Source organism: Plantibacter sp. RU18 (genome assembly GCF_050613355.1).
In the GTDB taxonomy this organism is placed as follows: Bacteria; Actinomycetota; Actinomycetes; order Actinomycetales; family Microbacteriaceae; genus Plantibacter.
The window spans coordinates 3,541,437-3,565,530 of sequence record NZ_CP159618.1 but is presented as its reverse complement, the minus strand read 5'-3'; the positions used below and the strand labels follow the sequence as shown (position 1 = coordinate 3,565,530).

At 66.1% G+C, this 24,094-nt stretch carries 21 protein-coding genes, 1 tRNA gene and 2 pseudogenes; 16 read left to right on the top strand and 8 right to left on the bottom strand.

The annotated features are described in order from the left end of the window. Nucleotides 1-147 precede the first annotated feature (147 nt). The 6 genes from ABMA10_RS17090 (at nt 148) to ABMA10_RS17065 (ending at nt 3,751) form a co-directional block, all read left to right on the top strand. The gene (locus ABMA10_RS17090) at nt 148-1,182 is read left to right on the top strand and encodes a TadA family conjugal transfer-associated ATPase (RefSeq protein WP_347867344.1); all 1,035 of its coding nucleotides are present in this window, start codon (nt 148-150) and stop codon (nt 1,180-1,182) included. Next, nucleotides 1,179-2,222: a type II secretion system F family protein gene (locus ABMA10_RS17085; RefSeq protein ID WP_347867345.1), complete on the top strand. Its 1,044-nt coding sequence runs from the start codon at nt 1,179-1,181 to the stop codon at nt 2,220-2,222. Before ABMA10_RS17090 ends, ABMA10_RS17085 begins: the two co-directional genes overlap by 4 nt. Nucleotides 2,223-2,283: 61 nt before the next feature. Then, nucleotides 2,284-2,622 carry a transcription initiation protein gene (locus ABMA10_RS17080; protein WP_347867346.1) on the top strand — a complete coding sequence of 113 codons (339 nt, stop codon included), beginning with the start codon at nt 2,284-2,286 and terminating at the stop codon, nt 2,620-2,622. Between the two features lie 155 nt (nt 2,623-2,777). Beyond that, a complete protein-coding gene (locus tag ABMA10_RS17075) occupies nt 2,778-2,990 on the top strand; it encodes a DUF4244 domain-containing protein (protein WP_347867347.1) in 213 nt (70 codons plus the stop codon). A 42-nt stretch (nt 2,991-3,032) separates the two neighbouring features. Continuing rightward, complete coding sequence (locus ABMA10_RS17070) at nt 3,033-3,347, top strand: TadE family type IV pilus minor pilin (protein ID WP_347867348.1); 315 nt, start codon at nt 3,033-3,035, stop codon at nt 3,345-3,347. Further along, on the top strand, nt 3,344-3,751 hold the full coding sequence (locus ABMA10_RS17065; RefSeq protein WP_347867349.1) for an Rv3654c family TadE-like protein: 408 nt from the start codon (nt 3,344-3,346) through the stop codon (nt 3,749-3,751). Before ABMA10_RS17070 ends, ABMA10_RS17065 begins: the two co-directional genes overlap by 4 nt. A gap of 19 nt (nt 3,752-3,770) precedes the next feature. On the opposite strand, the gene ABMA10_RS17060 is transcribed toward ABMA10_RS17065, so the two are convergent. Beyond that, a complete protein-coding gene (locus ABMA10_RS17060; protein ID WP_347867350.1) occupies nt 3,771-4,019 on the bottom strand; it encodes a hypothetical protein in 249 nt (82 codons plus the stop codon). Between the two features lie 162 nt (nt 4,020-4,181). On the opposite strand from ABMA10_RS17060, the gene topA reads away from it, so the two are divergent. The 6 genes from topA (at nt 4,182) to ABMA10_RS17030 (ending at nt 11,319) form a co-directional block, all read left to right on the top strand. Continuing rightward, on the top strand, nt 4,182-7,034 hold the full coding sequence (topA, locus tag ABMA10_RS17055) for a type I DNA topoisomerase (protein ID WP_414693627.1): 2,853 nt from the start codon (nt 4,182-4,184) through the stop codon (nt 7,032-7,034). Beyond that, a complete protein-coding gene (gene tmk, locus ABMA10_RS17050; RefSeq protein ID WP_347867352.1) occupies nt 7,031-7,666 on the top strand; it encodes a dTMP kinase in 636 nt (211 codons plus the stop codon). The genes topA and tmk overlap by 4 nt, the downstream gene beginning before the upstream one ends. A gap of 123 nt (nt 7,667-7,789) precedes the next feature. After that, entirely contained in the window at nt 7,790-8,923 is a 1,134-nt protein-coding gene (locus tag ABMA10_RS17045) for a DNA polymerase III subunit delta' (protein WP_347867353.1), read from the top strand. Nucleotides 8,924-8,933: 10 nt separating this feature from the next. Further along, a complete protein-coding gene (locus tag ABMA10_RS17040) occupies nt 8,934-10,556 on the top strand; it encodes an alpha/beta hydrolase (RefSeq protein ID WP_347867354.1) in 1,623 nt (540 codons plus the stop codon). Between the two features lie 19 nt (nt 10,557-10,575). Next, entirely contained in the window at nt 10,576-11,211 is a 636-nt protein-coding gene (locus ABMA10_RS17035; RefSeq protein WP_347867355.1) for a TetR/AcrR family transcriptional regulator, read from the top strand. 35 nt (nt 11,212-11,246) lie between these two features. After that, nucleotides 11,247-11,319 (top strand) — tRNA-Thr (locus tag ABMA10_RS17030). Here the strand turns inward: ABMA10_RS17030 and ABMA10_RS17025 are convergent. Beyond that, on the bottom strand, nt 11,275-11,574 hold the full coding sequence (locus ABMA10_RS17025; protein WP_431031529.1) for a helix-turn-helix domain-containing protein: 300 nt from the start codon (nt 11,572-11,574) through the stop codon (nt 11,275-11,277). The genes ABMA10_RS17030 and ABMA10_RS17025 overlap by 45 nt on opposite strands. Nucleotides 11,575-12,255: 681 nt before the next feature. On the opposite strand from ABMA10_RS17025, the gene ABMA10_RS17020 reads away from it, so the two are divergent. From ABMA10_RS17020 to istB, 3 genes are read left to right on the top strand one after another with little or no spacing between them, the layout of a single operon-like run. Further along, complete coding sequence (locus ABMA10_RS17020; RefSeq protein ID WP_347867356.1) at nt 12,256-12,618, top strand: hypothetical protein; 363 nt, start codon at nt 12,256-12,258, stop codon at nt 12,616-12,618. Between the two features lie 53 nt (nt 12,619-12,671). Continuing rightward, nucleotides 12,672-13,928: an IS21 family transposase gene (istA, locus tag ABMA10_RS17015; RefSeq protein WP_347868913.1), complete on the top strand. Its 1,257-nt coding sequence runs from the start codon at nt 12,672-12,674 to the stop codon at nt 13,926-13,928. After that, the gene (gene istB, locus ABMA10_RS17010) at nt 13,925-14,734 is read left to right on the top strand and encodes an IS21-like element helper ATPase IstB (protein WP_431030720.1); all 810 of its coding nucleotides are present in this window, start codon (nt 13,925-13,927) and stop codon (nt 14,732-14,734) included. Before istA ends, istB begins: the two co-directional genes overlap by 4 nt. 68 nt (nt 14,735-14,802) lie before the next feature. Here istB and ABMA10_RS17005 read toward each other — a convergent pair. The 5 genes and pseudogenes from ABMA10_RS17005 to ABMA10_RS16985 form a co-directional block, all read right to left on the bottom strand. After that, nucleotides 14,803-15,638: pseudogene (locus ABMA10_RS17005) on the bottom strand (IS3 family transposase); the annotation flags it as partial. Between the two features lie 22 nt (nt 15,639-15,660). Continuing rightward, nucleotides 15,661-16,380: a putative Ig domain-containing protein gene (locus ABMA10_RS17000; RefSeq protein WP_431030719.1), complete on the bottom strand. Its 720-nt coding sequence runs from the start codon at nt 16,378-16,380 to the stop codon at nt 15,661-15,663. 39 nt (nt 16,381-16,419) lie between these two features. After that, nucleotides 16,420-16,488: pseudogene (locus ABMA10_RS16995) on the bottom strand (hypothetical protein); the annotation flags it as partial. 267 nt (nt 16,489-16,755) lie between these two features. Further along, on the bottom strand, nt 16,756-18,120 hold the full coding sequence (locus ABMA10_RS16990) for a serine hydrolase (RefSeq protein WP_431030718.1): 1,365 nt from the start codon (nt 18,118-18,120) through the stop codon (nt 16,756-16,758). Nucleotides 18,121-19,303: 1,183 nt separating this feature from the next. Next, complete coding sequence (locus ABMA10_RS16985) at nt 19,304-20,455, bottom strand: ice-binding family protein (RefSeq protein ID WP_431030717.1); 1,152 nt, start codon at nt 20,453-20,455, stop codon at nt 19,304-19,306. A 792-nt stretch (nt 20,456-21,247) separates the two neighbouring features. Here ABMA10_RS16985 and ABMA10_RS16980 point away from each other — a divergent pair. Then, nucleotides 21,248-22,492 (top strand): IS256 family transposase, encoded by a 1,245-nt coding sequence (locus ABMA10_RS16980; RefSeq protein WP_431030682.1) that lies wholly within the window; start codon nt 21,248-21,250, stop codon nt 22,490-22,492. 505 nt (nt 22,493-22,997) lie between these two features. Here the strand turns inward: ABMA10_RS16980 and ABMA10_RS16975 are convergent. Then, a complete protein-coding gene (locus ABMA10_RS16975) occupies nt 22,998-23,471 on the bottom strand; it encodes a hypothetical protein (RefSeq protein WP_431030716.1) in 474 nt (157 codons plus the stop codon). Between the last annotated feature and the right edge of the window lie 623 nt (nt 23,472-24,094).

Here is a 24,094-nt window from a genome sequence, read left to right as displayed (position 1 = left end):
CCCGGTCACCGAGCCTGTCGAGGTGCCGCCCACCGATGTGCCTCGGACAGGATCGAGATCGCTCCACAAGCAGACTCCATCGCCCGGCTGTCCCCACCGCGACCGATCGCGGTCCGACGGCCGCACCCGCGCTCCTACGCTCGCCCCATGCCAGATCGATTCGTCGCCGCCGTCCCATCCCCTCCTGCAGCGCATCCACCGGTGGACGCATCCGTCGGAGGAGGGATGCCGTCGAGCGCCGGAGCGCGAGAGGGCGCGGTCCTCGCCGACTTCGGCGCGCTGGCTCCCTACCTCGCTGATCCCGGCGTCACGGACCTGTTCGTCAACGGGGAATCGGGGCTGTGGCTGGATCACGGTGCCGGACTCGTCCGCGAGGCCGGATGGCGGTCCGATGAGGCGATGATCCGCGCGCTGGCCGTCCGGCTCGTGGCACGCGGCGGGCGCCATGTCGATGAGGCGACACCCTGTGTCGACGTCCGGTTGCAGGACGGCATGCGTGTGCACGTCGTCCTGCCGCCGGTATCCACGCGGGGCACGCTCCTGTCCGTCCGTGTGCCACGGGACGAAGCGCTCGGGTTCGACGCACTGGAGCGCGTCGGCATGTTCCCGGCCGCCGTCGCTGAGCTGCTGCGTGAAGCCGTGGCCGCGCGGACCAACGTGTTGATCACGGGGGCGGGCGGATCCGGGAAGACGACCCTGCTCGGAGCGCTGCTCGGGCTGGCGTCGCCGTCGGAACGTCTGGTCGTGATCGAGGACGTGGCGGAGCTGCGCATCCTGCACCCCCATGTGGTCGCATTGCAGTCGAGGCAGGCGAACCTCGAGGGTGCGGGCGGCATCGACCTCGAGAGGCTGCTCCGCGAGGCCCTCCGGATGCGCCCCGATCGTCTGGTGCTCGGGGAGTGCCGAGGCCCGGAGGTCCGCGAGCTCCTGTCAGCGCTCAACACCGGGCACGACGGCGGGGCCGGCACTCTGCACGCGAACTCCCTGGGCGATGTGCCAGCGAGACTCGAAGCGCTCGGCGCGCTCGCGGGGATGAGCCAGCAGGCCGTCGCGCGCCAGGCCACGAGCGCCATCGGGCTCATCGTGCATCTCGAACGCCAGACCGCGGGTCGGCAGGTCGTCGCGGTCGGCAGGCTCGTCCTCGACGAGCGTGAGCGCCTCGCCGTGGAGGAGCTGCAGTGAATCTCCGCGCGGCGCTGGCGGCAGTTCGCGCGATGCTTCCGGGAGCCGCGCCGGGCGATGACGACGGCGCTGCGCGTGTCGCACGGACCACGCGCCGCCTGGCGGTGCTGCTGGGTGCGGGGGTCGCACCAGCGAGCGCCTGGGTGCATCTCGCTGAGGAGGCCTCCGCCGACCGGACCCGAGCTCTGGCGGGCGATGCTCCCGTTCCGGTCGGAGCAGTGGACGTGGATGGCGAGCGAGAGGTCGGGATGCTCCTGGAGGTGGCGGCGGCCGCGGTGCACGGCGGCGATGTCGCAGCGGCGATCGACGAACTCGCCCGCCAGGAGTCCGGACGCGGGGTGAGGACCGCGTGGGCCGGGCTCGCCGCAGCCTGGCAGGTCGCCTCGCTCACCGGCGCACCCCTCGGCGTGTGCCTCCGTGACCTGGCGGGTTCCCTGCGTGAGTTGGACCGCATCGGGCGAGACGTCGGCACGGCGCTGGCGGGGCCTGCAGCGACCGCCCGGCTCGTGCTGTGGCTGCCGCTCGTCGCGGTCGTCCTCGGCATGGCCCTCGGCTTCGACACCGTGCGGACACTCGTTGCGACGGTCCCCGGGCTGTGCTGCCTCGTGCTCGGTGCGGCGTTCCTCGTCGCAGGAGGACGATGGAGCGCGGCGTTGACCGCGCGAGCCGCGCGCCGCGATCCGGCTCCCGGGTTGTCGCTCGACCTCGTCGCTGTCGCGATGGCCGGTGGTGGTGCGGCGTCGGTCGCGCGACGGGTCGTCGAGGAGGCGTGCGAACGATTCGACGTCCCACACGACGATCAGTCGATCGGACGCGTACTCGCGCTCTCCGCCAGCGCCGGAATCCCGGCTGGGGAGCTGCTCCGGAGCGAGGCCGATCAATGTCGTGATCAGGCGCGCTCCGACGGAGAACGGGCCGCTGCGGTCCTCGCGACGCGCCTCATGATCCCGCTCGGCGTGTGCATCCTGCCTGCCTTCCTGCTCGTGGGCGTCGCTCCGCTCCTCCTGAGCGTCGTCACCTCCACCGCCCTCGGCTTCTGAACGCGGAAACGCTCCGAAACAGGTGATTGCGGGCGCCGGTCGACCGGACGACGATGGAGTCATGACCAAGTACCTGATTTCGTTCCCCAGCGAGGCGATGGTGGTTCCGGACGATGAGTTCGCGGACGTCGTCGCCTCCTCCCACGCCGTCGTCGAGGAGGCGAAGGCCGCAGGTGTGTGGGTGTTCGGCGGCGGGATCGATGAATCGGTCGCTCCGGTCCTGGTGGCTGCCGACAGATCCGTGTCGACCGAGATCTATCCCGGGTCGAGGATCGTCGGTGGGTTCACGGTGCTCGAGCTTCCGGACCGGGCGGCAGCGGAGGAATGGGCCGCCAGGATCGCGGCGGGATGCCGGTGCGCACAAGAGCTGCGCGAGTTCGGCCACGACGCCGCGAGCTGATCGGCTCCGCACCAGTTCCGACCCCGCTCCACAGGTGGCATCCGGCGCTGCAGTTCGCGCGGACTCGTTCTCCGCAGACTTCCCGCGCGGCGGAGCGTCGACCATGGAGGTGTTCGTGCCACGAGCGCAGCACTTCGGTGCGAGGAAGGACCACCATGAACACGATCGGCGAACGGATCCAGCAGGGCATCGGGCAGCAGGCCCGTCAGTTGATGCATGACGAACGGGGCTCGGCCACGGCGGAGTACGCCGTGGCGACGATGGCGGCGGTCGGATTCGCCGGCCTGCTCGTCGCGATCCTCCGCGGAGACGAGGTGCGAGGTATCCTCATCGACCTCATCCGTCGTGCACTCACTGCGAACGGTTGAGCGGTGCGTCCCCGACGATTGTCGCCGTGTCCGGAGGACGGCGTGATCACCGCGGAGTTCGCGGTGGTGGTGCCCGCCGTCGTCTTGGTGCTCGCGATGGGGCTCTCGGCTCTGCAGGTGGGCGTCATCCAGCTGCGGGCCGCTGATGCCGCTGCAGACGGCGCTCGAAGCCTCGGCAGGGGAGACGGCCACGGGACGGCCGCAGCGAGAGTGGCTCGCGTGCTCCCCGGCGCGACGATGTCGAGCGGTTCGGACGGCGACCTCGTCTGCGTGCAGGTCGAGGCGACCGCCGGGGCCGGGATCGCGGCCTGGATACCGGTGTCGGCGTCTTCCTGCGCGATGGACGCCGGTCGGTGAGCGAGCGGCTGCGAAGGCTGCCCGGGCTGCACGACGACACCGGAGCGGGCTCGGTGCTCGCCATCGGGATCCTCGGGGCACTCGTCGCGCTGCTGCTCGCGGCACTGCCGATCGGCACACTCGTCGCCGCGCATCAGCAGGCGGCCAACGCTGCCGATGCTGCGGCGCTCGCCGCAGCGGACACCGCGTCAGGCAGGCTCCCAGGATTCCCCTGCGAGACTGCTCGACGGGTCGCCGAACGCAATCAGGCGGCCCTCGGAACCTGCGAACTCGACGGCTCCACCGTCCTCGTCGACGCATCGGTCGACACCCCATGGGGAGCCGTGACGGTCGCGGCGAGGGCAGGACCCCCGACGCCGACGCCGGCCGGGACGTCTGTCATGCCCGGAGCCGCTCCGTATTAAGAGGTAGTCGCCGACTGGTTCAGCTGCTGGCGTCGCTGGAGGTGAACACGGCCTCCAGGAAACGGTAGTCGACAGCACTCGGTGCTCCCGAGTCGTCGTACTCCTGGCCGGTGGTGCGGGCGTAGCGGTAGACCTTGCCCGCTGTGCCACTTGCGACGTCGACGGTGGGCGTCGGAGATCCTTCGCCGGTGAGCTGGGCGGCGATCGTCTTGCCCTCCAGCGGACCGTCGGTCAACTTCACGGTGTAACTGCTCGTCTGGGTACTCATGGCAGACATTCTGCTCCGAACCCCGCGGAACGCAAGGGGATGGACACGCCTCCCAGCGAGCACTCGATTGGACAACCCTGCTGTGCACGTGTGTATGGTGTGGCTGATGGAAGGAGCCTCGTGGCAGGCAAGAAACTCGTGATCGTAGAGTCACCGACCAAGATGAAGTCGATCGCCGGATATCTCGGTGACGACTATGAGGTGCTGTCCTCGGTCGGTCACATCCGCGACCTCATCGAGCCGAAGAACCTTCCGCCCGAGCTCAAGAAGGGCTCGCTCGGCAAGTTCTCCGTCGACGTCGACAACGGCTTCGAGCCCTACTACGTCGTCTCCGACGCGAAGAAGAAGACGGTCGCCGACCTCAAGCGTGCGTTGAAGAACGCCGATGAACTCCTCCTCGCGACTGATGAGGACCGCGAAGGCGAGGCCATCGCCTGGCACCTCCTGCAGGTCCTGCAGCCCAAGGTCCCCGTCAGCCGAATGGTCTTCCACGAGATCACGAAGGACGCGATCCTGGCCGCGAAGGACCACACTCGCCCCCTCGACACCGACCTCGTCGACGCGCAGGAGACCCGGCGCATCCTCGACCGCCTCTACGGCTACGAGATCTCCCCAGTCCTCTGGCGGAAGGTCGGCCCCGGCCTCAGCGCCGGCCGTGTGCAGTCCGCAGCGACCCGCCTCGTCGTGGATCGCGAACGCGAACGTCTCGCCTTCCGCGCAGCTTCCTACTGGGACGTCATCGCGCGCTTCCTCCCGGGGGCCGACGCCACCGGATCGCCCTTCACCGCTCGTCTCGTCCGACTCGACGGCGATCGCGTCGCGACCGGCCGCGACTTCGACGACCTCGGCAAGCTCAAGGGCAGCGCCGTCACCCTCGATGAGCAGCGGGCCACCGCACTCGCCGCGGCCCTCGAGCAGTCGAAGGCCACCGTCCTCTCGGTCGAGTCGAAGCCCTACTCGCGTCGTCCGGCGGCGCCGTTCACCACGTCGACGCTGCAGCAGGAGGCCGGCCGTAAGCTGCGCTTCTCCGCACGACAGACGATGAGCGTCGCGCAGTCGCTGTACGAGAACGGCTACATCACCTATATGCGCACCGACTCGCCGTCGCTCAGCCAGCAGGCGATCAACGCGGCGCGCAAGCAGGCCGCAGACCTCTACGGTGCGGAGACCGTCCCGGACAAGCCCCGCCTGTACTCGGGCAAGAGCAAGAACGCGCAAGAGGCACACGAAGCGATCCGTCCCTCGGGCGACACCTTCCGCACGCCGTCCTCGCTGTCCTCGACGCTGCGCGGCAACGACTTCAAGCTCTACGACCTCATCTGGAAGCGCACCGTCGCCAGTCAGATGGCGGACGCCAAGGGTTCGACGGCGACGATCACGCTCGAAGCCGCGACCGAGGTCGGCCGCGCCGAGTTCACCGCGTCCGGCACAGTCATCACCTTCCGCGGCTTCCTCGCCGCCTATGAAGAGGGCCAGGACGAGGACCGCAACTCGCCGCAGGACGATGCGGCCGAGGCCAAGCTGCCTCCGCTGACCGAAGGCCAGCAGCTCGGCATCGAGGACCCTGAGGCCAAGGGTCACGAGACCTCACCACCCCCGCGTTACACGGAGGCGAGCCTCGTCAAGCGGCTCGAGGAGCTCGGCATCGGCCGACCCTCGACCTTCGCGTCGATCATCTCCACCATCATCGATCGCGGCTACGTCACGCAGCGCGGTCAAGCACTCATCCCCAGCTGGGTCGCGTTCAGCGTGGTCCGTCTGCTCGAGGAGTACTTCGAAGAACTCGTCGAGTACGACTTCACCGCGGAGATGGAGAACGACCTCGACCGCATCGCCGGAGGTTCCGTCGACCGCGTCGACTGGCTGAAGGGCTTCTACTTCGGTGGCGAGAACGGCCGTGGGCTCCGTCAGGTCATCGACAACCTCGGCGACATCGATGCCCGGCGGATCAACTCCATCGTCATCGACGACGGCATCACGCTGCGGATCGGCAAGTACGGCCCCTACCTCGAGGTCACCCCGGACGGTCCGCCGCCGGCAGAGGGCGAAGAAGCACCGACCCCTCGTCGTGTGAACCTGCCCGAAGACCTCGCGCCGGACGAGCTCACGCCCGAGAAGGCGCACGAACTCATCGACGCTCCCGTCATCGGTGATCGCGTCATCGGGTTGAACCCCGTGACCGGCAAGGAGATCGTCGCCAAGGACGGTCGCTTCGGCCCGTACATCACCGAGGTCGACCCTGAGCCCGAGACCGACATCGTCGCGGACCCCGCGACGGGCGAGGTCACCGACCCGGCTGCCGGCTCGAAGAAGGCTCCTGCGAAGAAGGCGCCGGCGAAGAAGAAGGCTGCTGCGGAGAAGCCGCGTACAGCGTCGATCTTCAAATCGATGGACCTCGCGACGATCGACCTCGACACCGCGCTGAAGCTCCTCGACCTGCCCCGGGTCGTCGGCGCCGACCCGGAGTCCGGCGAAGAGATCCTGGCGCAGAACGGACGGTACGGCCCCTACCTCAAGAAGGGCACGGACACCCGCTCGCTCACTTCCGAGGACGACATCTTCTCCGTCGACCTCGCGGGTGCCGTCGAGCTGTTCGCGCAGCCGAAGTACGGTGCACGCAAGGCGTCGAGTGCACTCAAGGAGTTCGAGGCGGACCCCGAGAGCGGCAAGCCGATCAAGATCAAGGACGGCCGCTTCGGCGCGTACGTCACCGACGGCGTCACCAACGCGACCATCCCGCGTGGCGAACAGGTCGAGGACGTCGACTTCGAACGCGCCGTGCAGATCCTCGCCGACAAGCGCGCGAAGGGCCCGGCGAAGCCGAAGGCCAAGAAGGCTCCGGCCAAGAAGGCTCCGGCTAAGAAGGCCCCAGCGAAGAAGACGGCCACCACGAAGACTGCGACCTCCGCTGCCAGCACCACTGCTTCGGCAGCACGTTCCGCTGCGGCGAAGAAGGCTGCCGCGACCAGAGCCGCCAACAAAGCAGCCGCAGCGAAGGCGGACGCCACCACGTGAGCGAGGAGAGCGGCCCTCGAGGCCTCTTCATCACGCTCGAGGGCGGCGATGGCGTCGGCAAGTCGACCCAGGTGAGCCTGCTGAGCGACTGGTTCGAGCAACAGGGTCGCACGGTCCTGCGCACTCGTGAACCCGGCGGGAGCGAACTCGGCGTCGAGATCCGGGAGATCGTGTTGCATCACCGTGGAGACATCAGTCCCCGCGCTGAGGCGCTCCTTTACGCAGCGGACCGCGCACACCACATCGCCACCGTCGTGCGCCCTGCGCTCGCCCGCGGGGAGATCGTCCTGCAGGACCGCTACCTCGATTCCTCCGTCGCCTATCAGGGCAGCGGGCGAGTGCTCGACGCAGGCGAGATCCGCGGGATCTCACTGTGGGCGGCTGAAGACCTCCTCCCGGACGTCACCGTGCTCCTCGACCTCGACGTGGCCGTCGCACGGGGTCGGCTCGACAACGCGAACAAGCGTTTCGACCGGCTGGAAGCCGAGGCCCAGGACTTCCACATCAGGGTCCGGGAGTCGTTCCTCGCGCTTGCAGCCGCAGAGCCCGAACGTTTCCTCGTCGTCGACGCCGGTCTCCCGCCGGACGCCCTCGCCGCCGACATCCGTGCCCGCATCAGCCCGCTCCTCTAGCTTCCGCGCCGGTTCGTTCGCCCATCTTCGGGCAAACGAACGCTGGCTCGCCCAAAGATGGGCGAACGGGCGCGGAAGCCGACGTTCGCGGTCCGCGTCGGTGCTGCCAGGTATCGTAGAGACATGGCTTCCTGGACCGACTTGACGGGTCAACGCGACGCGATCGAGCTCCTGCAAGCCGCGTCGAACCCGACTGAGCCCAGGGGCCTCACGCACGCCTGGCTCATCACCGGTCCGCCCGGTTCCGGCCGGTCCACCTTGGCCTACGCCTTCGCCGCTGCGCTCCTCAGCCGCGAGCCCGGTGGCGACGACGTCACCCGCCGCCAGGTGCAGGCCCGGACCCACCCCGATCTCTCGGCGCTCAGCACCGATCGGGTCATCATCACCATCGACGAGGTCCGCGATCTCGTGCGCAATGCCTACCGTGCACCGTCCGTCGGCCGATTCCGGGTGATGGTCGTCGAAGACGCGGACCGCATGACGGAGCGCACCTCGAACCTGCTGCTCAAGTCACTCGAGGAGCCGCCGAGCAGCACCATCTGGGTGCTCTGCGCGCCGAGCGAGGCAGATCTCCTGCCGACGATCCGTTCGCGCGTCCGCTCGGTCCGACTCGGCGTCCCCACCATCGAGGACGTCGCTGAGCTCCTGCAACGCCGCGACGGTGTGGCGAAGGACATCGCCGAACGGGCAGCCCGCGAGGCGCAGAGCCACGTGGGCATGGCACACCGTCTCGCAACCGATCCAGGGGCCCGTCAGCGTCGTGAGTCCACCCTGCGGGCGGTCCTCGACATCCGCAGCGCCGGGCAGGCCGTCGTCACCGCCGGCCGACTGCTGGAGCTCGCCGGAGACGACGCGAAGGCATACACCTCGCTGCGCGACGACGAGGAGCGCGAGAGCACCCTCAGATCGCTCGGTGTCGAGCCCGGACAGTCCGTCCCGCCGGCCCTCCGCTCGCAAGTGCGGGCCATGGAGGAGGACCAGAAGCGTCGAGCGACCCGCAGTCTCCGCGACGGACTCGACCGCATCATGGTCGATCTGTTGTCGTTGTACCGCGACATCGTCCTGCTCCAACTCGGGCACGACGCCACCATCATCAACCGTGAATTGCGTCCGGAACTCGAGGAAGCCGCTCGGCGAGCGACGCCGACGGTTACGATCGAAACCTTGGACGCGATCTCGATCGCCCGCATACGAATCGAAGGGAACGTCGCTCCTGCACTGGCCTTGGAGGCCATGCTCGTGTCGGCGGTCCGGTAAGGGAGCCTCTGTGACGTCGCCCAGGCAGCAGCCGTCGGTCTCGATTGGAACGGCAGGTGCTCGCGGTCGTCGCGGACCCGCCGCGCGCCGAGCGAGGCGGGTCGCGCTCGTCGCGGGCATCGCCGTCGCCGCGCTCGCGCTGAGCGGATGCGTCACCGCGTTCCTGCCGCCGAAGGCCGCCGAGCCATCGTCGTCGTCGACACCGGTGGAGAGCGACGTCGATGCCGCGCTGAAGCCCTACTACGAGCAGAAGCTCTCGTGGAAGACGAGCGGCTGCGCAGAGGACTTCGAGTGCGCCACCGCGAAGGCGCCCATCGACTGGGACAACCCAGAGGACGGCGACCTCTCGCTCGCGCTCGTGCGTCACCAGGCCACGAACGGCAAGCCGATCGGTTCCCTGTTCATGAACCCCGGTGGTCCCGGAGGCTCCGGGTACAGCCTCGTCGCGGACAGCCTCGACTTCGCCGTCGACGACAAGTTGCAGGAGAACTTCGACGTGGTCGGATTCGACCCGCGTGGTGTCGGACGCTCGACCGCGGTGAAGTGCCTGACGGCATCGGAGATGGACTCCTACCTGTACGACATCACGCCGGGCGAGCGCGGGTCCGACGAGTGGATCTCAGCGAACGAGGACGCTGCAAAGTCGTTCGGCGATGCGTGCTCGGAGGAGAGCGGCAAGATGCTCGAGTTCGTCGACACCCAGAGCGCGGCAAAAGACCTCGACATGCTGCGTGCGGCCGTCGGTGACAAGCAGCTCTACTACCTCGGGTACTCGTACGGCACGTTCCTCGGTGCGGTTTATGCGGAGCTGTTCCCGAAGAACGTCGGGCGACTCGTGCTCGACGGCGCGATCGACCCGTCCACGACGAACTTCGAGGTCGTCGAGGAGCAGGCGAAGGGCTTCGAGAGTGCCTTGCGTGCCTATCTCGAGGACTGCATGACGGGCAAGGACTGCCCGTTCACCGGCACCGTCGACGACGCGATGACAGAGATCAAGACGCTGCTCGACGAGGTCGACGCGAACCCGATCCCCGCCGATGACGGGCGTGAGCTCGGCGGGAACACCCTCCTCACCGCGATCATCTACCCCCTCTACCAGGCGGATGCGTGGCCGTACCTCAGCCAGATGTTCGACGAGGTCATGCAGGGCGGAACGGACATCGCCTTCCAGTTCGCAGACGGCTACAACGGTCGGAGCGACGCCGGCAAGTATGCGGACAACCAGACCGAGGCGTTCAACGCGATCAACTGCCTCGACTACAGCTACGACGACGACAAGACGAAGATGGCCGACGAGGCGAAGCAGCTGCAGGCGGCCGCACCCGTGATCGGCAAGTACATGGCGTACGGCGACACGTTCTGCGCGAACTGGCCGTATCAGACGCGTACCGAGCGCGCGGAGATCCACGCCTCCGGCGCGGCACCCATCCTCGTGGTGGGTACGACGAACGACCCGGCCACCCCGTACGTGTGGGCGCAGAACCTCGCGGAGCAGCTCGACGAGGGTCAGCTGGTCACGTACAAGGGCGAGGGTCACACCGGTTACAACAAGGGCAGCGACTGCGTGAACAAGGCGGTCGACGACTACCTGATCGATGGCACGGTGCCGTCGACCGATCCGATGTGCACCTGATCGCGGCCGGACGATGACGATGACCGTACCCGCTGAACCAGGACTCAGGGAGCGCAAGCGGCTCGCGACGCGTCGGGCGATCCAGCATGCGGTCCTCACGCTCGCGGCCGAACAGGGTCTGGAGAACGTGACGGTCGAGGAGGTGAGCCGGCTGGCGGAGGTCTCCCCGCGCACCTTCTTCAACTACTTCAGCACGAAGGAGGAGGCGCTCATCGGCGACATCCCGCTGATTCCGGAGGGCGAGGCGCTCGAGCACTTCGTGACCGGTGGACCCGGGTCCGACATCCTGTCCGACCTGGGGGAGCTGCTCGCCGTCACCGTCGGTGATGCCGAGTCCGACATCGAGATCCACCACCTCCGCAAGAGCGTGTTGCGTGAGCATCCCCACCTGCTCGGCGCACGGATCGCGAGTATGCGCGGCTTCGAGGAAGGCCTGCTCGCAGTGGTCGAGCGTCGAGTCCTGAACGACCAGCCGGAGCTCGCGGCGGACACCGAAGCGCTCTTCGACCGGTCGTGGATGGTGACGATGGTGGGCTTCGCCGGCCTCCGTCACGCGTGGCGCTGCTGGGCCGAATCACCCGCACCCGGCTCTCTCGCTGAGCGCATCCGCCGTTCTTTCGCGGAGCTGTACACGACGGTGCAAAAGCTGCGCTAACATGGATACTCGTGCGCCGGGCAACCTGTGCACACGCCGCCCTAGCTCAGTCGGCAGAGCATCTCACTCGTAATGAGAAGGTCGAGGGTTCGATTCCCTCGGGCGGCTCCCATCAACGGCCCCGTCTTCGGACGGGGCCGTTCTCGGCTTAACGGCCTCTGCGAGCCAGTCGAGCGAGACGCCGGTCGCACGCGCCCAAGCGACGAAGACGGAGGTCGGTGGTTCGCTCCGGCCCGTCTCGTAATTGCTTGCCGTGACGCGGGAGATCTTCAGCTTCACCGCGATGTCGATTTGATCCATGCCTGCGGCAAGGCGAGCTTTGCGTAGTGCATCCCCGAGCGTCCACGTGGGGGCGTCGTTCATGATCGTCATGGGTTCATAGTATCGCGCGTCTGTAAAAAATTGCGACACGCCGAATTCAATGCGTCGTGTCTGCGACTTGTGCAGCAACTCTAAGCGCATGTCAAAAATTGCGACATGCGTGACGCGCCCGCCACCATGCCCGGCCTTCGAGATAACTCGATAGGCCGGAAGCAGGGCCACCCCACGTCATCGACGAGACCCGCGGAGCTAACCCGCGCACCACAAGCGCTCCCGCGTGGTCGGGGCGCTGGTAAAGGCAGGTCCGGGCAGCACTCTCTCATGAATCCTCCGACCGCACATACCGACACTGTCAGCGCTCAACGGCGCTGAGTCCTGTATCCGACCGGCTGGCTCCGATCACGCACACACGGGGCCTCTCTCGCGATCGCCAATCGCTCGCGGGGGGGGGGCCACACCTCTCAACTTCACCAATCCCGCAGGGCAGAAACCAATGCGAACGATCACTGACAGATGCCGCCTCTACCGCCCCATCGATGCACCGCACGAGTTCGACGCCGACTCCGGATGGTGCGTGCACGGATGCGGGCACCGAGATGACGGACGAGTGATCAACCCCGCAGGGCGAACCATCCGGAACCCCGCCCCCGGCTTCACCCGCACCACACCCGCCCCGCCTCCACCCACCAGCTACACACCGACACTGCACCTAGGAGATATCTGATGCCCGTGACATCCATCACCTTGCCCGCGAAGTACTTCGACCCCGAGTTCCCCTACGACCCCGACCAGCTGCTGTGGCGCTTCATCAGCGATCTCGAACGAGAACTCGGCAACCTCCGCGAACAGCTCAACCTGCTCTGGCGTTTCGAGCACAAGACCCGGACCGTTTTCGTCCGTGAGGTTGCGCTGCTTGCGAGGGATTCGCAGCAGCGGGTGGAGGAGCTGCTACCGCATCTGAGAGTGCTTGTGGAGGCTATCAGCGAGCTTGACGACGGCATCGGCGAGAGCGCGAACCTCAGCGTCTTTGGACGACTCACGAAGCTCCTTTCCGATCCGGCTAACGTCGTGTTGACGCCGAAGTAGAACGGACCCTGTAGCGCCAGGTTGGATTGGACCCCCTAGCTCAAGCTAGGAGGATGATTTCAGTGGATACGTGGGCAGAGATTCGGCGGTTGCATCGTTCTGAGAAGGTTCCGATCAAACAGATCGCGAGGGATCTTGGGATCGGGCGGAACACGGTCCGTCGGGCGTTGCGGGGTGAGGATCCGCCGGATCGGTCGCGGGGTCCGCGGGGTTCGAAGATCGATGTCTTCGTGCCGCAGATCCGTGCGCTGTTGATGGAGTATCCGAAGATGCCGGCGACGGTGATCGCGGAGCGTGTCGGTTGGACGTTCTCGCCGTCGTTGTTTCGGGAGCGGGTGTCTGAGCTGCGGCCGGAGTATCAAGGCATCGATCCCGCGGATCGGCTCTCGTATCAGGCGGGTGAGGTGATCCAGTGTGATCTGTGGTTCCCTGAGGCGCGAGTTCCCGTCGGCGGGGGCCAGGATCGTGTCTTGCCGGTGTTGGTGATGGTGTCCGGCTTCTCCAGGCGGATCGAGGCGATTATGCTGCCGTCTCGGCAGGGCGGTGATCTCACTGCGGGTATGTGGTCGCTGCTGCAGAGGTTCGGCGGGGTGCCGAAATCGTTGCTCTGGGATCGAGAGGCTGCGATCGGCGGGTTGGGCAAGCCCACCGTCCTCGCGGCGACGTTCGTGGGGACGCTGGCGACCAGGCTGCGTTTGGCCCCGCCACGAGACCCGGAGACGAAGGGCATCGTCGAGCGCGCGAACCGCTTTCTGGAGACCTCGTTCCTGCCCGGCCGGATTTTCCAAGACCGAGATGACTTCAACGCCCAGATGACGACCTGGTTGGAGACCAGAGCGAATCAGCGGAAGGTCCGTGCGATCGCTGCCCGTCCCGTCGAGCTCGCTGTCCCTGACCGGGCGGCGATGCTCCCACTTCCGGCGAAGCCCCCTGTCACTGGTCTCACGCATCGGATCAGACTGGCCCGGGATTATTACGTCCGTCTCGATGGGAACGACTATTCCGTCGATCCTCGGTTCATCGGCCGATTCGTCGATGTTCGCGCGACGCTTGATGACGTCACGATCTCCTGCGCCGGACAGGCCGCGGGACGGCATGCCCGGTCGTTGCGCAACGGGATGACGATCACCGATCCCGGGCACGTCACCGCGGCGGCGAAGCTACGCGCCCACTACCAACGGCCCAAGCCCTCCGGGGTTCGTGAGCACCCGGACGGGCATCGGGTCCAACTTCGGGCGCTGTCCGACTACGACGCCTTATTCGGCGTCGATTTCACCACCAAAACCGAATACGAGAAAGAAGCACGATGACCTCCAAGAGCAGCACGATCGACGCTCCTATTCCGAAGACCACCGAGCAGGTTGCATCCAAGATCGCCTATCTCGCCAGAGCTCTCAAGACCCCGACGATCGGGCGGGTCTGGGAAGACCTCGCGGACCGCGCCAGGGTCGAGAACTGGGCGCATGAGGAATATCTCGCAGCCGTCCTTGAACGCCAGCTCGCGGACCGTGAATCCGCCGGGACGACGATGCGGATCCGGACCGCGCACTTCCCCGCAGTCAAGACCCTCGAGGACTTCAATCTCGATCACCTCCCGTCTCTGCGTAAAGACGTCCTCGCGCACCTCGCGACGTCGACGTTCGTCGCGAAAGCAGAGAACGTGATCCTGCTCGGCCCGCCCGGGATCGGGAAGACGCACCTCGCGATCGGGCTCGGCGTCAAAGCCACCCACGCCGGATACTCCGTCCTCTTCGACACCGCGAACAACTGGATCGCGAGACTCGCGGCCACCCACCACCAGGGGCAGCTCGAGGCCGAGCTGAAGAAGATCCGCCGCTACAAACTCATCATCATCGACGAAATTGGCTACATCCCCTTCGACCAGGACGCCGCGAACCTGTTCTTCCAACTCGTCGCATCTCGCTACGAGCAAGGCTCGATCATGGTCACCTCGAACCTCCCGTTCAGCCGCTGGGGTGAGACGTTCGGCGACGACGTCGTCGCGGCAGCGATGATCGACCGCCTCGTCCACCACTCCGAAGTCCTTACCCTCTCCGGCGACTCCTACCGCACCCACGGCCGCCGCGACCTCATCAAGCAGACAGAGAAGAACTAAGCTCAACCAACGAAGAGGGGTCCACCCCAGACCGGCGCAAAGGGGTCCGTTCTAGCTCGGCGCTAACACCCCACGACCATCCGGCTGAACGCGTCGATGATGAAACAGACGTAGGCAACGCCCGCCCACGTCGGCACGAACGTCAGATCCGTCACCCAGAGCCGGTTCGGGGCTGTTGCGGTGAACTCTCGTTTCACCAAATCCGGATACCTCGCCGAGGCCGGGTCGGTCCTGGTCGTCTTCACTCGCTTCGACCTCGTCGCTCCCTCGATGCCCGCAGCACGCATCAGCCGGCCCGTCTGATCTCGCCCGATACTGAGCCCCGCGCGGAGGGCGCTCTTCCAGAGCTTGCGGACACCATAAACGCGATAGTTGTCTTCCCAGAGCGTGACAAGCTCGGGCGTGAGGGCAGCATCGCTGAGTGATCGCGCCGACGGAGCGCGGTCTTTCGCGGCGTAATACGTGCTCGGAGCCACCTGCAAGAGTGCGCAGATGGGCTCGACTCCGAGCGGGCGACCTTCGACGACGTCGTTCTTGTTCGCGTCGATGAACGCGACTACTTCCGGTGTTGGCGGTCGAGCTCCGCCCCGAAGAAAGACGCTGCCCGCTTCAGAATCTCGTTCGCCCGCCGCAACTCGCGGTTCTCCTGCTCAAGCTCCCGCAGCACCCGACGCGCCTCCGCCGTGCTCACACCCGCGACGTGCCCGTCGTCGACGTCGGCCTGCTTCACCCAGGTCCGCACCGACTCGATCCCGTAACCGAGCTGCGTCGCGACGCGCTGCACCGTCCCGTGCTCGGTCCCCAGCTCTGCCCGCAGCGTCCGCACCATCCGGACCGCGGCGGCCTTTTCTTCCGGTGAATACCGACGCGCCGTCGGCTTCCCAGATCCCTGATTCGACACCATGACTCCATCCTCGTTTCCAAGGTCAGGAGTCTCCAACAAACTCAGGGCGCTTCAGTCCTGCAGGAAGGGTGCCAGCGGTGACCGAGTACGACACCGAGTTGCCCACGGCTTGGAACGTGTAGGCGTAGGCGACACCCTTGGAAGTACTCGCCGGTGGGCTGTCCTCCACGAACACGGGCACCTCATCGGCCTTGATCGTGATCGGTGCCGTCTCTGCCGTAGTGCGCGTGGAACCAGTCGCGACAGCAGTGAACGTGAAATCATCCTCGCGGGTCGGAGTCCCGGAGAGCACGCCTTCAGGCGACAGCGTCAGACCGTCCGGGAGGGTCCCGGAACCAACCGTGAACGTGGGGTTCTCGGATGCGGTGAACGTGTACGAGTACGGCTCACTGACCGTGGCCAACGCTGGTGGAGAAGTCGCCCCGAACACCGGCGCGGGGGCAGGCTGGCTTCTTATGGCCAGACTGTGTCCACCGCCGGCTGAGATCGCGGTCACATCACTCATCGCAGCCGCCGGAACAGTAGCTTGCCCGTACGAGTTGTCACCCCAGGCGATCACAGACCCATCCGCCTTCAACGCCAAACTGTGCAGGCCAGCAGCAACGGCGGTGACATCACTCATCGCGGCCGCCGGCACAGCAGTCAGCTCGACCGCGTCGTAGCCCCAGGCGATTACGGGCCCGTCAGCCTTCAAGGCCAAATTATGAAAGGTGCCGGCCGAGATCGCGGTCACATCACTCATCGCAGCCGCCGGAACAGTGGCCCACCTGCCCTCGTTCTGACCCCAAGCGATCACGGACCCATCAGCCTTCAACACCAGATTGTGCCCATTGCCAGCCGATGCGCGGATAACGTTTAGTTACGACCGTTTGGGAGTTCGAGCGGCGGCAGCGCCGCACCCACGATCCTGCCTAAGTAAGCCCGCCTGTGGGTGTCCGCGTTCGGCGCCGAGAGGGTAGAATTTCATGTAGTCGTAAACCTCGCGCTTTAGGCCGTAGACGAACGACGCCCGCTCCTCTTCGGCTGGCTGCTCGGCCTTGAGCGTCGGCTGAACCGACGTGATGATGAGCGTCTGCGAGTGCTGCGAACGACACCGTTCCGGCAGGAATGTCCGGTATCAGTGGTCCGCGAGCAGCACCGCGGCATTCATGCCCAAGTACAGCACGCTGTACTGTGCGAGGTATTCGTCGTCGGAGTGGGTTGCCGACTGTGCAACCACGACGTACGTTGCGTCGGCATCCTTCAGCAGCCAGCTGCCACCCATGACACCGATCGATGAACCGCCCTTGAACGCCACGGAGTCCCAGTCGTCGGCCGTCTCGAGTGCAGGGTTCGCTGTGAGGATTCTCGCGAGCGGAGCACCGGCTTCAGTGTCTCCTGCCTGATCGAGCGCGAGATGCGCGCGGGCAAGATCGGCGGCCGAGAAGAACCAGTCGAGATCGTCCTCCCACACAGGCACGGTCACATCGGTCACCGACGTCGTGAGTGGCGCGGCCGCCACCCGCTTCAGTAGTGCTTCGCGGCCCGCATCATCGGCGGCGGCCCACTGCCCCCGTAGGGTCTCGTCACCCCATCCGATCTGGAAGAGGGCCCGCGTCGAGAGCAGCGGCGTCGTGCGGTCGGCGCCATCGGGCGCGTGCTCGGTGATCTGGGCGTCGACGGCAGCCGCGCCCACCGCCTCGATCAGCAGATCGGCGGCGGTGTTGTCACTGATCGAGATCATGCCGAGCGCGGCCTCCTCGACGGTCACCTCGGTGCCATCTGGCTCCTTCTGCAGCACCCCGCTTGGCAGGCTGCGCGTGGCATCGGACAGGATGAGCGTGTGGTCCCAGGTGAGCGTGCCCTGCTCGACGGCGTCGACGACCGCGAGCAGCACGAAGAGCTTGAACATCGAGCCCGACGGTTGCGCTCCCTTGAGGTCACCACCCGAGAAAGTTGGGTCAGTGACGTCGCCGCTAGTGACGTCGAACACCGACACTGCCACGGGTGCCCCGATCTCCTCGATGCGCTCCGTGAGCTCATCCCAATTTGCGGCAGGCTCGGGGATTTCCGGTGCCGCCTGCACGGCGAAGCTCGTGAGCAAGCCAGCATCGTCGAGACTCACGCTGAGCATGTACGCGTTGCCTCCTGCCTCGACACGCGTGCCTGCGGTGGCGCCCCTCTTCTGGTACTCGAGCACCTTGTAGGGTGCCAGGGTCTGCAGTGACTCGAACGCCGCCACGAGATCGGCCGGCGTGCCGATCTGCGCGATCGCCTCGGGCGCGAAGCGCTCCTCGATGTCGGTGACGGTCACGTCAGTCTCGCCCTGGATGATGGCCAGCGCCCAGGTCGTGACCTCGCCCAACGGCGAGTCAGGGATCTCGACGACGGAGGCCAACTGGTTCGCTGACGCGCTCGGAACAGAACGGGGTGCCGTGCAGCTGGTCGCTCCGAGCGCGACAGCGACCGCTACAGCGACGATTGATGAGAGGCGCTTGATCATGCAACTATCCCAGCCTCTTCCGGGCTTGTCACGCATCCCCCGGCAGACGGACCGCGACCTCCGCCCACAGGAGGAGGCGTGACCCCAAGCTGGGATCCGAAAGAGTAATCCTTCCGTCAGCACGGATCAGCCGACTACCAATATCCTTCGGCTCTTCCGTCTGCGGTCTCAAGCCGCCGGGGTGAACGGATCGTTGTCGACCTTCCCTAGGGACGAGGTCTGGGTCATCCCCTCGAGAAGTGAGTTTCACCTACACAGTCCTCGCCACAAGCGATGGAGGGTTGACTGCGGAAAGTCCCGCCTACGAGCTGCGCATCACCGATGGGGCCACCCACGCTGCATCCACGGGTTCCGACAGGAGCAATTCTGGCGCTTTGGCAACCATCGGTGTCGATGTTCTCCCCGGGGTCGCGGGCAGCGCCCTCCTCCTCGCCCTTGGATCTGCATTCACGATCCTGCTGCTGGTTGTTATGCCGCCGGATCGTGCCTGTATACGTTGTCACGGCCGCGCAGATGGGCAGCTGTCCGACTGTCGCGCAGGGCGGCGCGACCGCCCGCGCATTGCGAGCTCTGCTGCCTACGGTCCGTTATACTCGTGCGCGAAGCTGGCCGCGGCACCCTGTGGCAGCCCGGGACTTCGGTGGCTTTACGTGATCGTAGGCAGTTTGTCCGATGCCCCCTGAATCAAGGCTTGTGGCGGCCTGATCGCTAGAGTCCATTCCGAGCCGCTGAGTGGCCATAAGGCTCGCGCTCCCCGGCAGTTACCCGGCACGCGCACCCCGCCCGCTGTTACGACCGAGGCGATAGCTGCCCCTGTCAGGTGTCGAAGGATGAACCTCGAGCCATGATCGTCACTGATGCGACCTCACTCGCGTGACACGGATACCTTTCCTCCGATGCCAGGCTAGATCTGCCCGTGTTTCAGATGCGCCATCTGAGCGGTGACGGCTTCCTAGCAACCCTTCACCTGGTCGCCCGTGTTCACGCCGTATTCGAGAACATCGATGAGCATGCCACCCCCATACACCGACAATGATCGCCGGTCGTCCAGCACGGTTTCGCCATGCAGTCGGCGGGATTCCAGCTGATCGATGTTCGTAAAAACTGATGTAGCTGCGTCGGGACGGGGCGACGCAAGCGCACCCCGTCGGTCTGAGCTCTGGTTGAGCCTCCGCTGTGATGACTAGGCGGAGTGCTTCCGTCGGACGACAAGGGCGGTGCCAGCGAGTAGCAGCAAGAATGCTGAGCCGACGAGCTCGGGCGGGTCGAATCCCGTCGCGGGTAGCGTGGGCGCCCCGGTTGCTTCAGAGGCTCCGCCAGCGGTGGTCGAGACGGGGACACTCACGATGAGGCTGTAGTCAGCGGAAGCGGTGGGCGCGGTGCCGTTATCGGCCGTGACGGTGAAGGTGTAGGTGCCCGCGATCGTCGGTGTTCCGGAGATTGCGCCCGTGGTCTCGTCGAGGACAAGGCCCGGAGGCAAGCTGCCGGCGGTGACCATGTAGCCGATGGTCGGGGTTCCGGTCGCGGTGACGGTGTGGCTGTAGGCGGCGCCGACGGTCGCGGCTGGTGGCGCCTCGGAGGTGATGGTCGGGCTCGTGGTGACAGTTCCGCCTTCCGCGTCGCAACCAGTTGGGGTGGTAATGGTGTTGTTATCGAGTGTGACCGCGGCATTCTTGGCGAGGAGGCGACCTTCGACGGTCGCGCCGGTGACGGCGGTGATCGACTGGTCGGCCATGATGGTGCCGGAGAAAGCGGCACCGGCGTCAAGGGTTGCTGAGGTGCCGATCTGCCAGAAGATATTGCAGGCGCTGGCGCCGTCTTCCAGCAACACCCGAGCGCCGGGAGCGAGGGTTAGCGTGCTGGCGGCTTGGAACACCCACACGGATTCCGCAGTGCCTGCGAGTGTGAGGTCGCCGCTGAGCAGCAGCGCACCGCCTGAGTAGACGCCGGGTGTGAGGGTGAGTCCCGCGAGCTCGGTGAGTCCTGTGGTGCCGGGAGTCAGGCTCGCTGCGGTGGTGTACGCGGTGGTGAGGTCGTTTTTTGCCTGCACTGCGACGCCGTCGCTCACGGAGGTGGTGCCGACGATAATGCCCGGCGGGAAACCGGTCACTGACGAACCCGGGCTGAGGCCCACATCACCTGTGATCGTGGTGAGGTTCGTGTTGGTCACCGTGCTACCGGCGAGCACGCCGAAGGGCGCCGCGGTCCCCAGCCCGATGGGGCCGTCGATCGTGGTTGCCCCCTGCGCGGAGCCACCGAGCAGCACGACTGAGACGGAGCCGAGCGTCAGGCCGACGAGCAGCAGACGGTTGGATTGGGAGCGGAGCTGTGACATGACGTCGCCTCCTCACACGGAGGGGCGTTGGATCAACACGGTGCCGTCCACATCTGCCTCAGATGAGTCATGTGTAACACGAACGGGGGTATGCGTCTACAGGAAAAGGCTGGTCACACCCGATTGTCCAGACGCCGCGACGCCGCAGGAGGCGCGACGGCAGCGAATTTCCGCGAGAATCCAACCCAGATGGCGGCCCGGTGCTCGGCGGACTTCGCGCATGAAGCGAGCGTGCGAGATGGTGCGTTGATGAGCGTTGCCGGGAGGCCGCGTTCGTCGAGTTCAGCGCTCGGAGGTGCCGGCCGGGGCGGCGGGCGGTGCGAGGTGCTATTCGTTCGCGCTCGTTCGCCGTTCCTGGAAGATCCAATTCTCGTTGTTGAGGAGCGGGACCCCAGTCGGGTCCTAGGACCCAGACTGCATCGTCCTCGAGGGTGCGTGTGCGCACGCGCATGCTGGCGGCTTCGCGACGCAGGAGCTATCGCAGTTCTTGCAGGTCGCTTTCTCTCCACCGAACTCCTCACAGACGATGGAGAACTTGTGGGTCCATCCGCAGGCAATCGTTTGCGATAACTGGGCGTGATCGTTGCCAGAGGAAGCCGGCACCGTGAGACGCTGCCAAGGCGCGGATTACCACCTCGCAACACTCCCACGGAGCCCGCATCGGGGCGGAGTGCAGTAGTGCCCCATAAGGTGGTGTAGCCTGCGGTGGCCGGCTCGGTCTTGGACGTGAGCGCGGTCACCGTGTGACTCCTTCGAGAAGTCTCTAACCTCCACTCGAAAGGCATCATCACGATGACCGCTCCACATATTGTCGACCCTGCACACCTTCTTGGCGAAGCCCTGACCGACGCGTCTCCCGATCTGATGCGGTCGCTGCTGCAAACCATGATCAACGCGCTCCTCTCTGCCGACGCTGACGCGGTGATCGGCGCCGAGTGGGGCCAACCCACCCCGGGTCGCACCGTCCAACGCAACGGCTACCGGCACCGCGACCTCGATACCCGCGCCGGGACCATCGATGTCGCGATCCCGAAGCTGCGCTCTGGCACCTACTTCCCGGAGTGGCTCCTCGAGCGCCGCAAACGCGCCGAGACCGCCCTGATCACCGTCGTCGCGGACTGCTACCTCGCCGGCGTCTCCACACGCCGCATGGACAAACTCGTGAAGACCCTCGGGATTCACTCGTTGTCGAAGTCGCAAGTGTCCCGGATGGCTGCGGACCTCGACGAGCACGTTGACCAATTCCGACACCGCCCGCTCGGTGATGCCGGCCCATTCACGTTCGTCGCCGCCGACGCTCTCACCATGAAAGTCCGCGAAGGCGGACGCGTCATCAACGCCGTTGTTCTCGTCGCGACCGGGGTCAACGCCGATGGGCGCCGCGAGGTCCTGGGCCTGCGGGTGGCCACGTCGGAGACCGGGGCGGCGTGGAACACGTTCTTCGCCGACCTCGTCGCCCGCGGTCTGACCGGGGTTCGTCTGGTCACTTCCGACGCGCACCGCGGTCTGGTCGAGGCGATCGCCGCGAACTTCCCCGGCGCGGCCTGGCAACGCTGCCGCACCCACTACGCCGCGAACCTGATGTCGGTGACCCCGAAGAGTCTCTGGCCCGCGGTCAAGGCTATGCTGCACTCCGTTTACGACCAGCCCGACGCCGACGCCGTCCACGCCCAGTTCGACCGGCTGTTGGACTACGTCGACGGGAAACTGCCCGCAGCTCACGAACACCTCGACGCTGCCCGCGCCGACATCCTCGCGTTCACCGGGTTCCCCGAGGGGCTCTGGCAGCAGATCTGGTCGAACAACCCGAACGAGCGCCTGAATCGTGAAATCCGTCGCCGCACCGACTCCGTCGGCATCTTCCCCAATCGCGACGCGATCACCCGGCTCGTCGGCGCCGTCCTTGCCGAACAGACCGATGAATGGGCCGAGGGACGCCGCTACCTCGGACTCGACATCCTCGCCAAGAGCCGCCTCACCATCGTCCCCGACACCGGAACCGAGGTGCCCGAACCAGAACTCGCCCTCAGCGCCTAACCCAACGAATCGAAGGACACACGGCTACACCACTCCACGGGGCTTGACCCGGAGTGCCTCACTCGTGCCTTGACGCTGAAGGGCAAGCGTCGAGATGAGCATGCACAGGGGTGCCTCGCCATCAGACCGAGGCTTCCTGCCGCAGGCGGCATCAGTGCCTGACGTTCGACCTCGTATTCGGAATCGCGAGATCGGATTGGATCCTGAAGGTTAGGGAATCGACCACCGGTGTCGCAACACGAGCGCAACGGCAAGCAACGCCCCTATCTCCCCGGAACGCGTTGCGGTGCTTGACTACAGGGGTGCCCGGTAACCCGGCGTGGCCTGTCGACCCGGCGTTGAGCGCGCGGGGCCACGCCCCCTGAGCGTGAAGGCGGGCCGTGGTGATTGGCGTCAAGCAGTCGCTGCAGACTTCCGGTGTTGCGCGTAGTCGCCGCGTCAGAGCTGTCACTTGACCAGGTAGACCCCAAGGGCTGTCACTTGACCAGGTAGACCCCAAGGGCTGTCACTTGACCAGGTAGACCCCAAGGGTTGCAAGCACGCCGAACGCAATGCCCCACAGGATGATGGAGATGATTTGCCACACGATGACGGTGTTCTTAGGAGCACCGAATGACACCATTGCGGCAGACGTGATCTGGCTCGGGAGCAGCGTTTGCCCCAACAAGCTGACCCCTGCAACCCCATACTTATCGAATCGAGCGCGCAGCCTCATCCGCCGAGGCGACAGCTCGGCGGAAGCTTTCTCACCGACGATCTTCGCTCGTGCCGTGTGTGCGCCGAGCACGACCACCAGCATAGAAATGATGTTGCCGACGATGGCCGCAGCGATTGCGATCACCGGCTGAACGCCAGCGATGACGCCCAATGCTGATCCACCATAGGACTCCACGAAAGGGATCGCTCCGACGATCATCACTGCAAGCCACTGCCACGCGGGCGCAAACGAAGAGGTGAAGTCAGACAGTGCATCAATCATGGAACACACTGTAGCAATCTGGCACAAACTGTTTCAAATCGATAAGTGGATCTGCGATGGCCCGGTTGGCTCTCCGTGACGCTCCACGCAGCCCGCGCTGGCAGCCCTAAACGAACGTCGGCGTGGCCCTTGGCAGGCAGTGCGTGCCAATCACGCGATGACAGTGCGCCGCAACCTACTCGGTGCACCAATGCCTCAGAGGAGTAGCGCTCGGCCGCGGCGATTGCAGTCGCGCCCGCGCTCCGCCGTCACATCGTTGGCCCTCAAGCCATGATCGACGCCGAGCGCGTACGTTCAGCGCCGACAGCGCGACCGCGATGAGGGGGCGTTGGGGCATAACCCGGGCCACAGCTGGCTAGCCCAGCGGGCAGCTGGGACACGCTTGTCACTCTCGGAGTGGATGCGATGTTGTGACTGGTGTCCGGCGCACCTGACCGTGGGGCGCCCTGACGTGAAGAACGGCCCACTGAAATGGGTGTGAGACTCGAATTGATCGGCCCGTCCGCGATTCATCTGACGGAGATCAGACCCGAGATGTGGTCTCGCCCGAGAGGCGCTTTCCGGGCTGGTGCGAAACGAGTGGCGTGGCTCCAGCCAATAGTTGCTGTCCCGCCATCACCAAT

Coding starts and splice junctions, on each gene's coding strand:
- ABMA10_RS17090 (WP_347867344.1), top strand. CDS start 148: ATGCCAGATCGATTCGTCGCCGCCGTCCCATCCCCTCCTGCAGCGCAT.
- ABMA10_RS17080 (WP_347867346.1), top strand. CDS start 2,284: ATGACCAAGTACCTGATTTCGTTCCCCAGCGAGGCGATGGTGGTTCCG.
- ABMA10_RS17075 (WP_347867347.1), top strand. CDS start 2,778: ATGAACACGATCGGCGAACGGATCCAGCAGGGCATCGGGCAGCAGGCC.
- ABMA10_RS17060 (WP_347867350.1), bottom strand. CDS start 4,019: ATGAGTACCCAGACGAGCAGTTACACCGTGAAGTTGACCGACGGTCCG.
- topA (WP_414693627.1), top strand. CDS start 4,182: ATGAAGTCGATCGCCGGATATCTCGGTGACGACTATGAGGTGCTGTCC.
- ABMA10_RS17045 (WP_347867353.1), top strand. CDS start 7,790: ATGGCTTCCTGGACCGACTTGACGGGTCAACGCGACGCGATCGAGCTC.
- ABMA10_RS17035 (WP_347867355.1), top strand. CDS start 10,576: ATGACCGTACCCGCTGAACCAGGACTCAGGGAGCGCAAGCGGCTCGCG.
- ABMA10_RS17025 (WP_431031529.1), bottom strand. CDS start 11,574: ATGAACGACGCCCCCACGTGGACGCTCGGGGATGCACTACGCAAAGCT.
- ABMA10_RS17020 (WP_347867356.1), top strand. CDS start 12,256: ATGCCCGTGACATCCATCACCTTGCCCGCGAAGTACTTCGACCCCGAG.
- istA (WP_347868913.1), top strand. CDS start 12,672: ATGATTTCAGTGGATACGTGGGCAGAGATTCGGCGGTTGCATCGTTCT.
- istB (WP_431030720.1), top strand. CDS start 13,925: ATGACCTCCAAGAGCAGCACGATCGACGCTCCTATTCCGAAGACCACC.
- ABMA10_RS17000 (WP_431030719.1), bottom strand. CDS start 16,380: ATGAGTGATGTGACCGCGATCTCGGCCGGCACCTTTCATAATTTGGCC.
- ABMA10_RS16990 (WP_431030718.1), bottom strand. CDS start 18,120: ATGATCAAGCGCCTCTCATCAATCGTCGCTGTAGCGGTCGCTGTCGCG.
- ABMA10_RS16985 (WP_431030717.1), bottom strand. CDS start 20,455: ATGTCACAGCTCCGCTCCCAATCCAACCGTCTGCTGCTCGTCGGCCTG.
- ABMA10_RS16980 (WP_431030682.1), top strand. CDS start 21,248: ATGACCGCTCCACATATTGTCGACCCTGCACACCTTCTTGGCGAAGCC.
- ABMA10_RS16975 (WP_431030716.1), bottom strand. CDS start 23,471: ATGATTGATGCACTGTCTGACTTCACCTCTTCGTTTGCGCCCGCGTGG.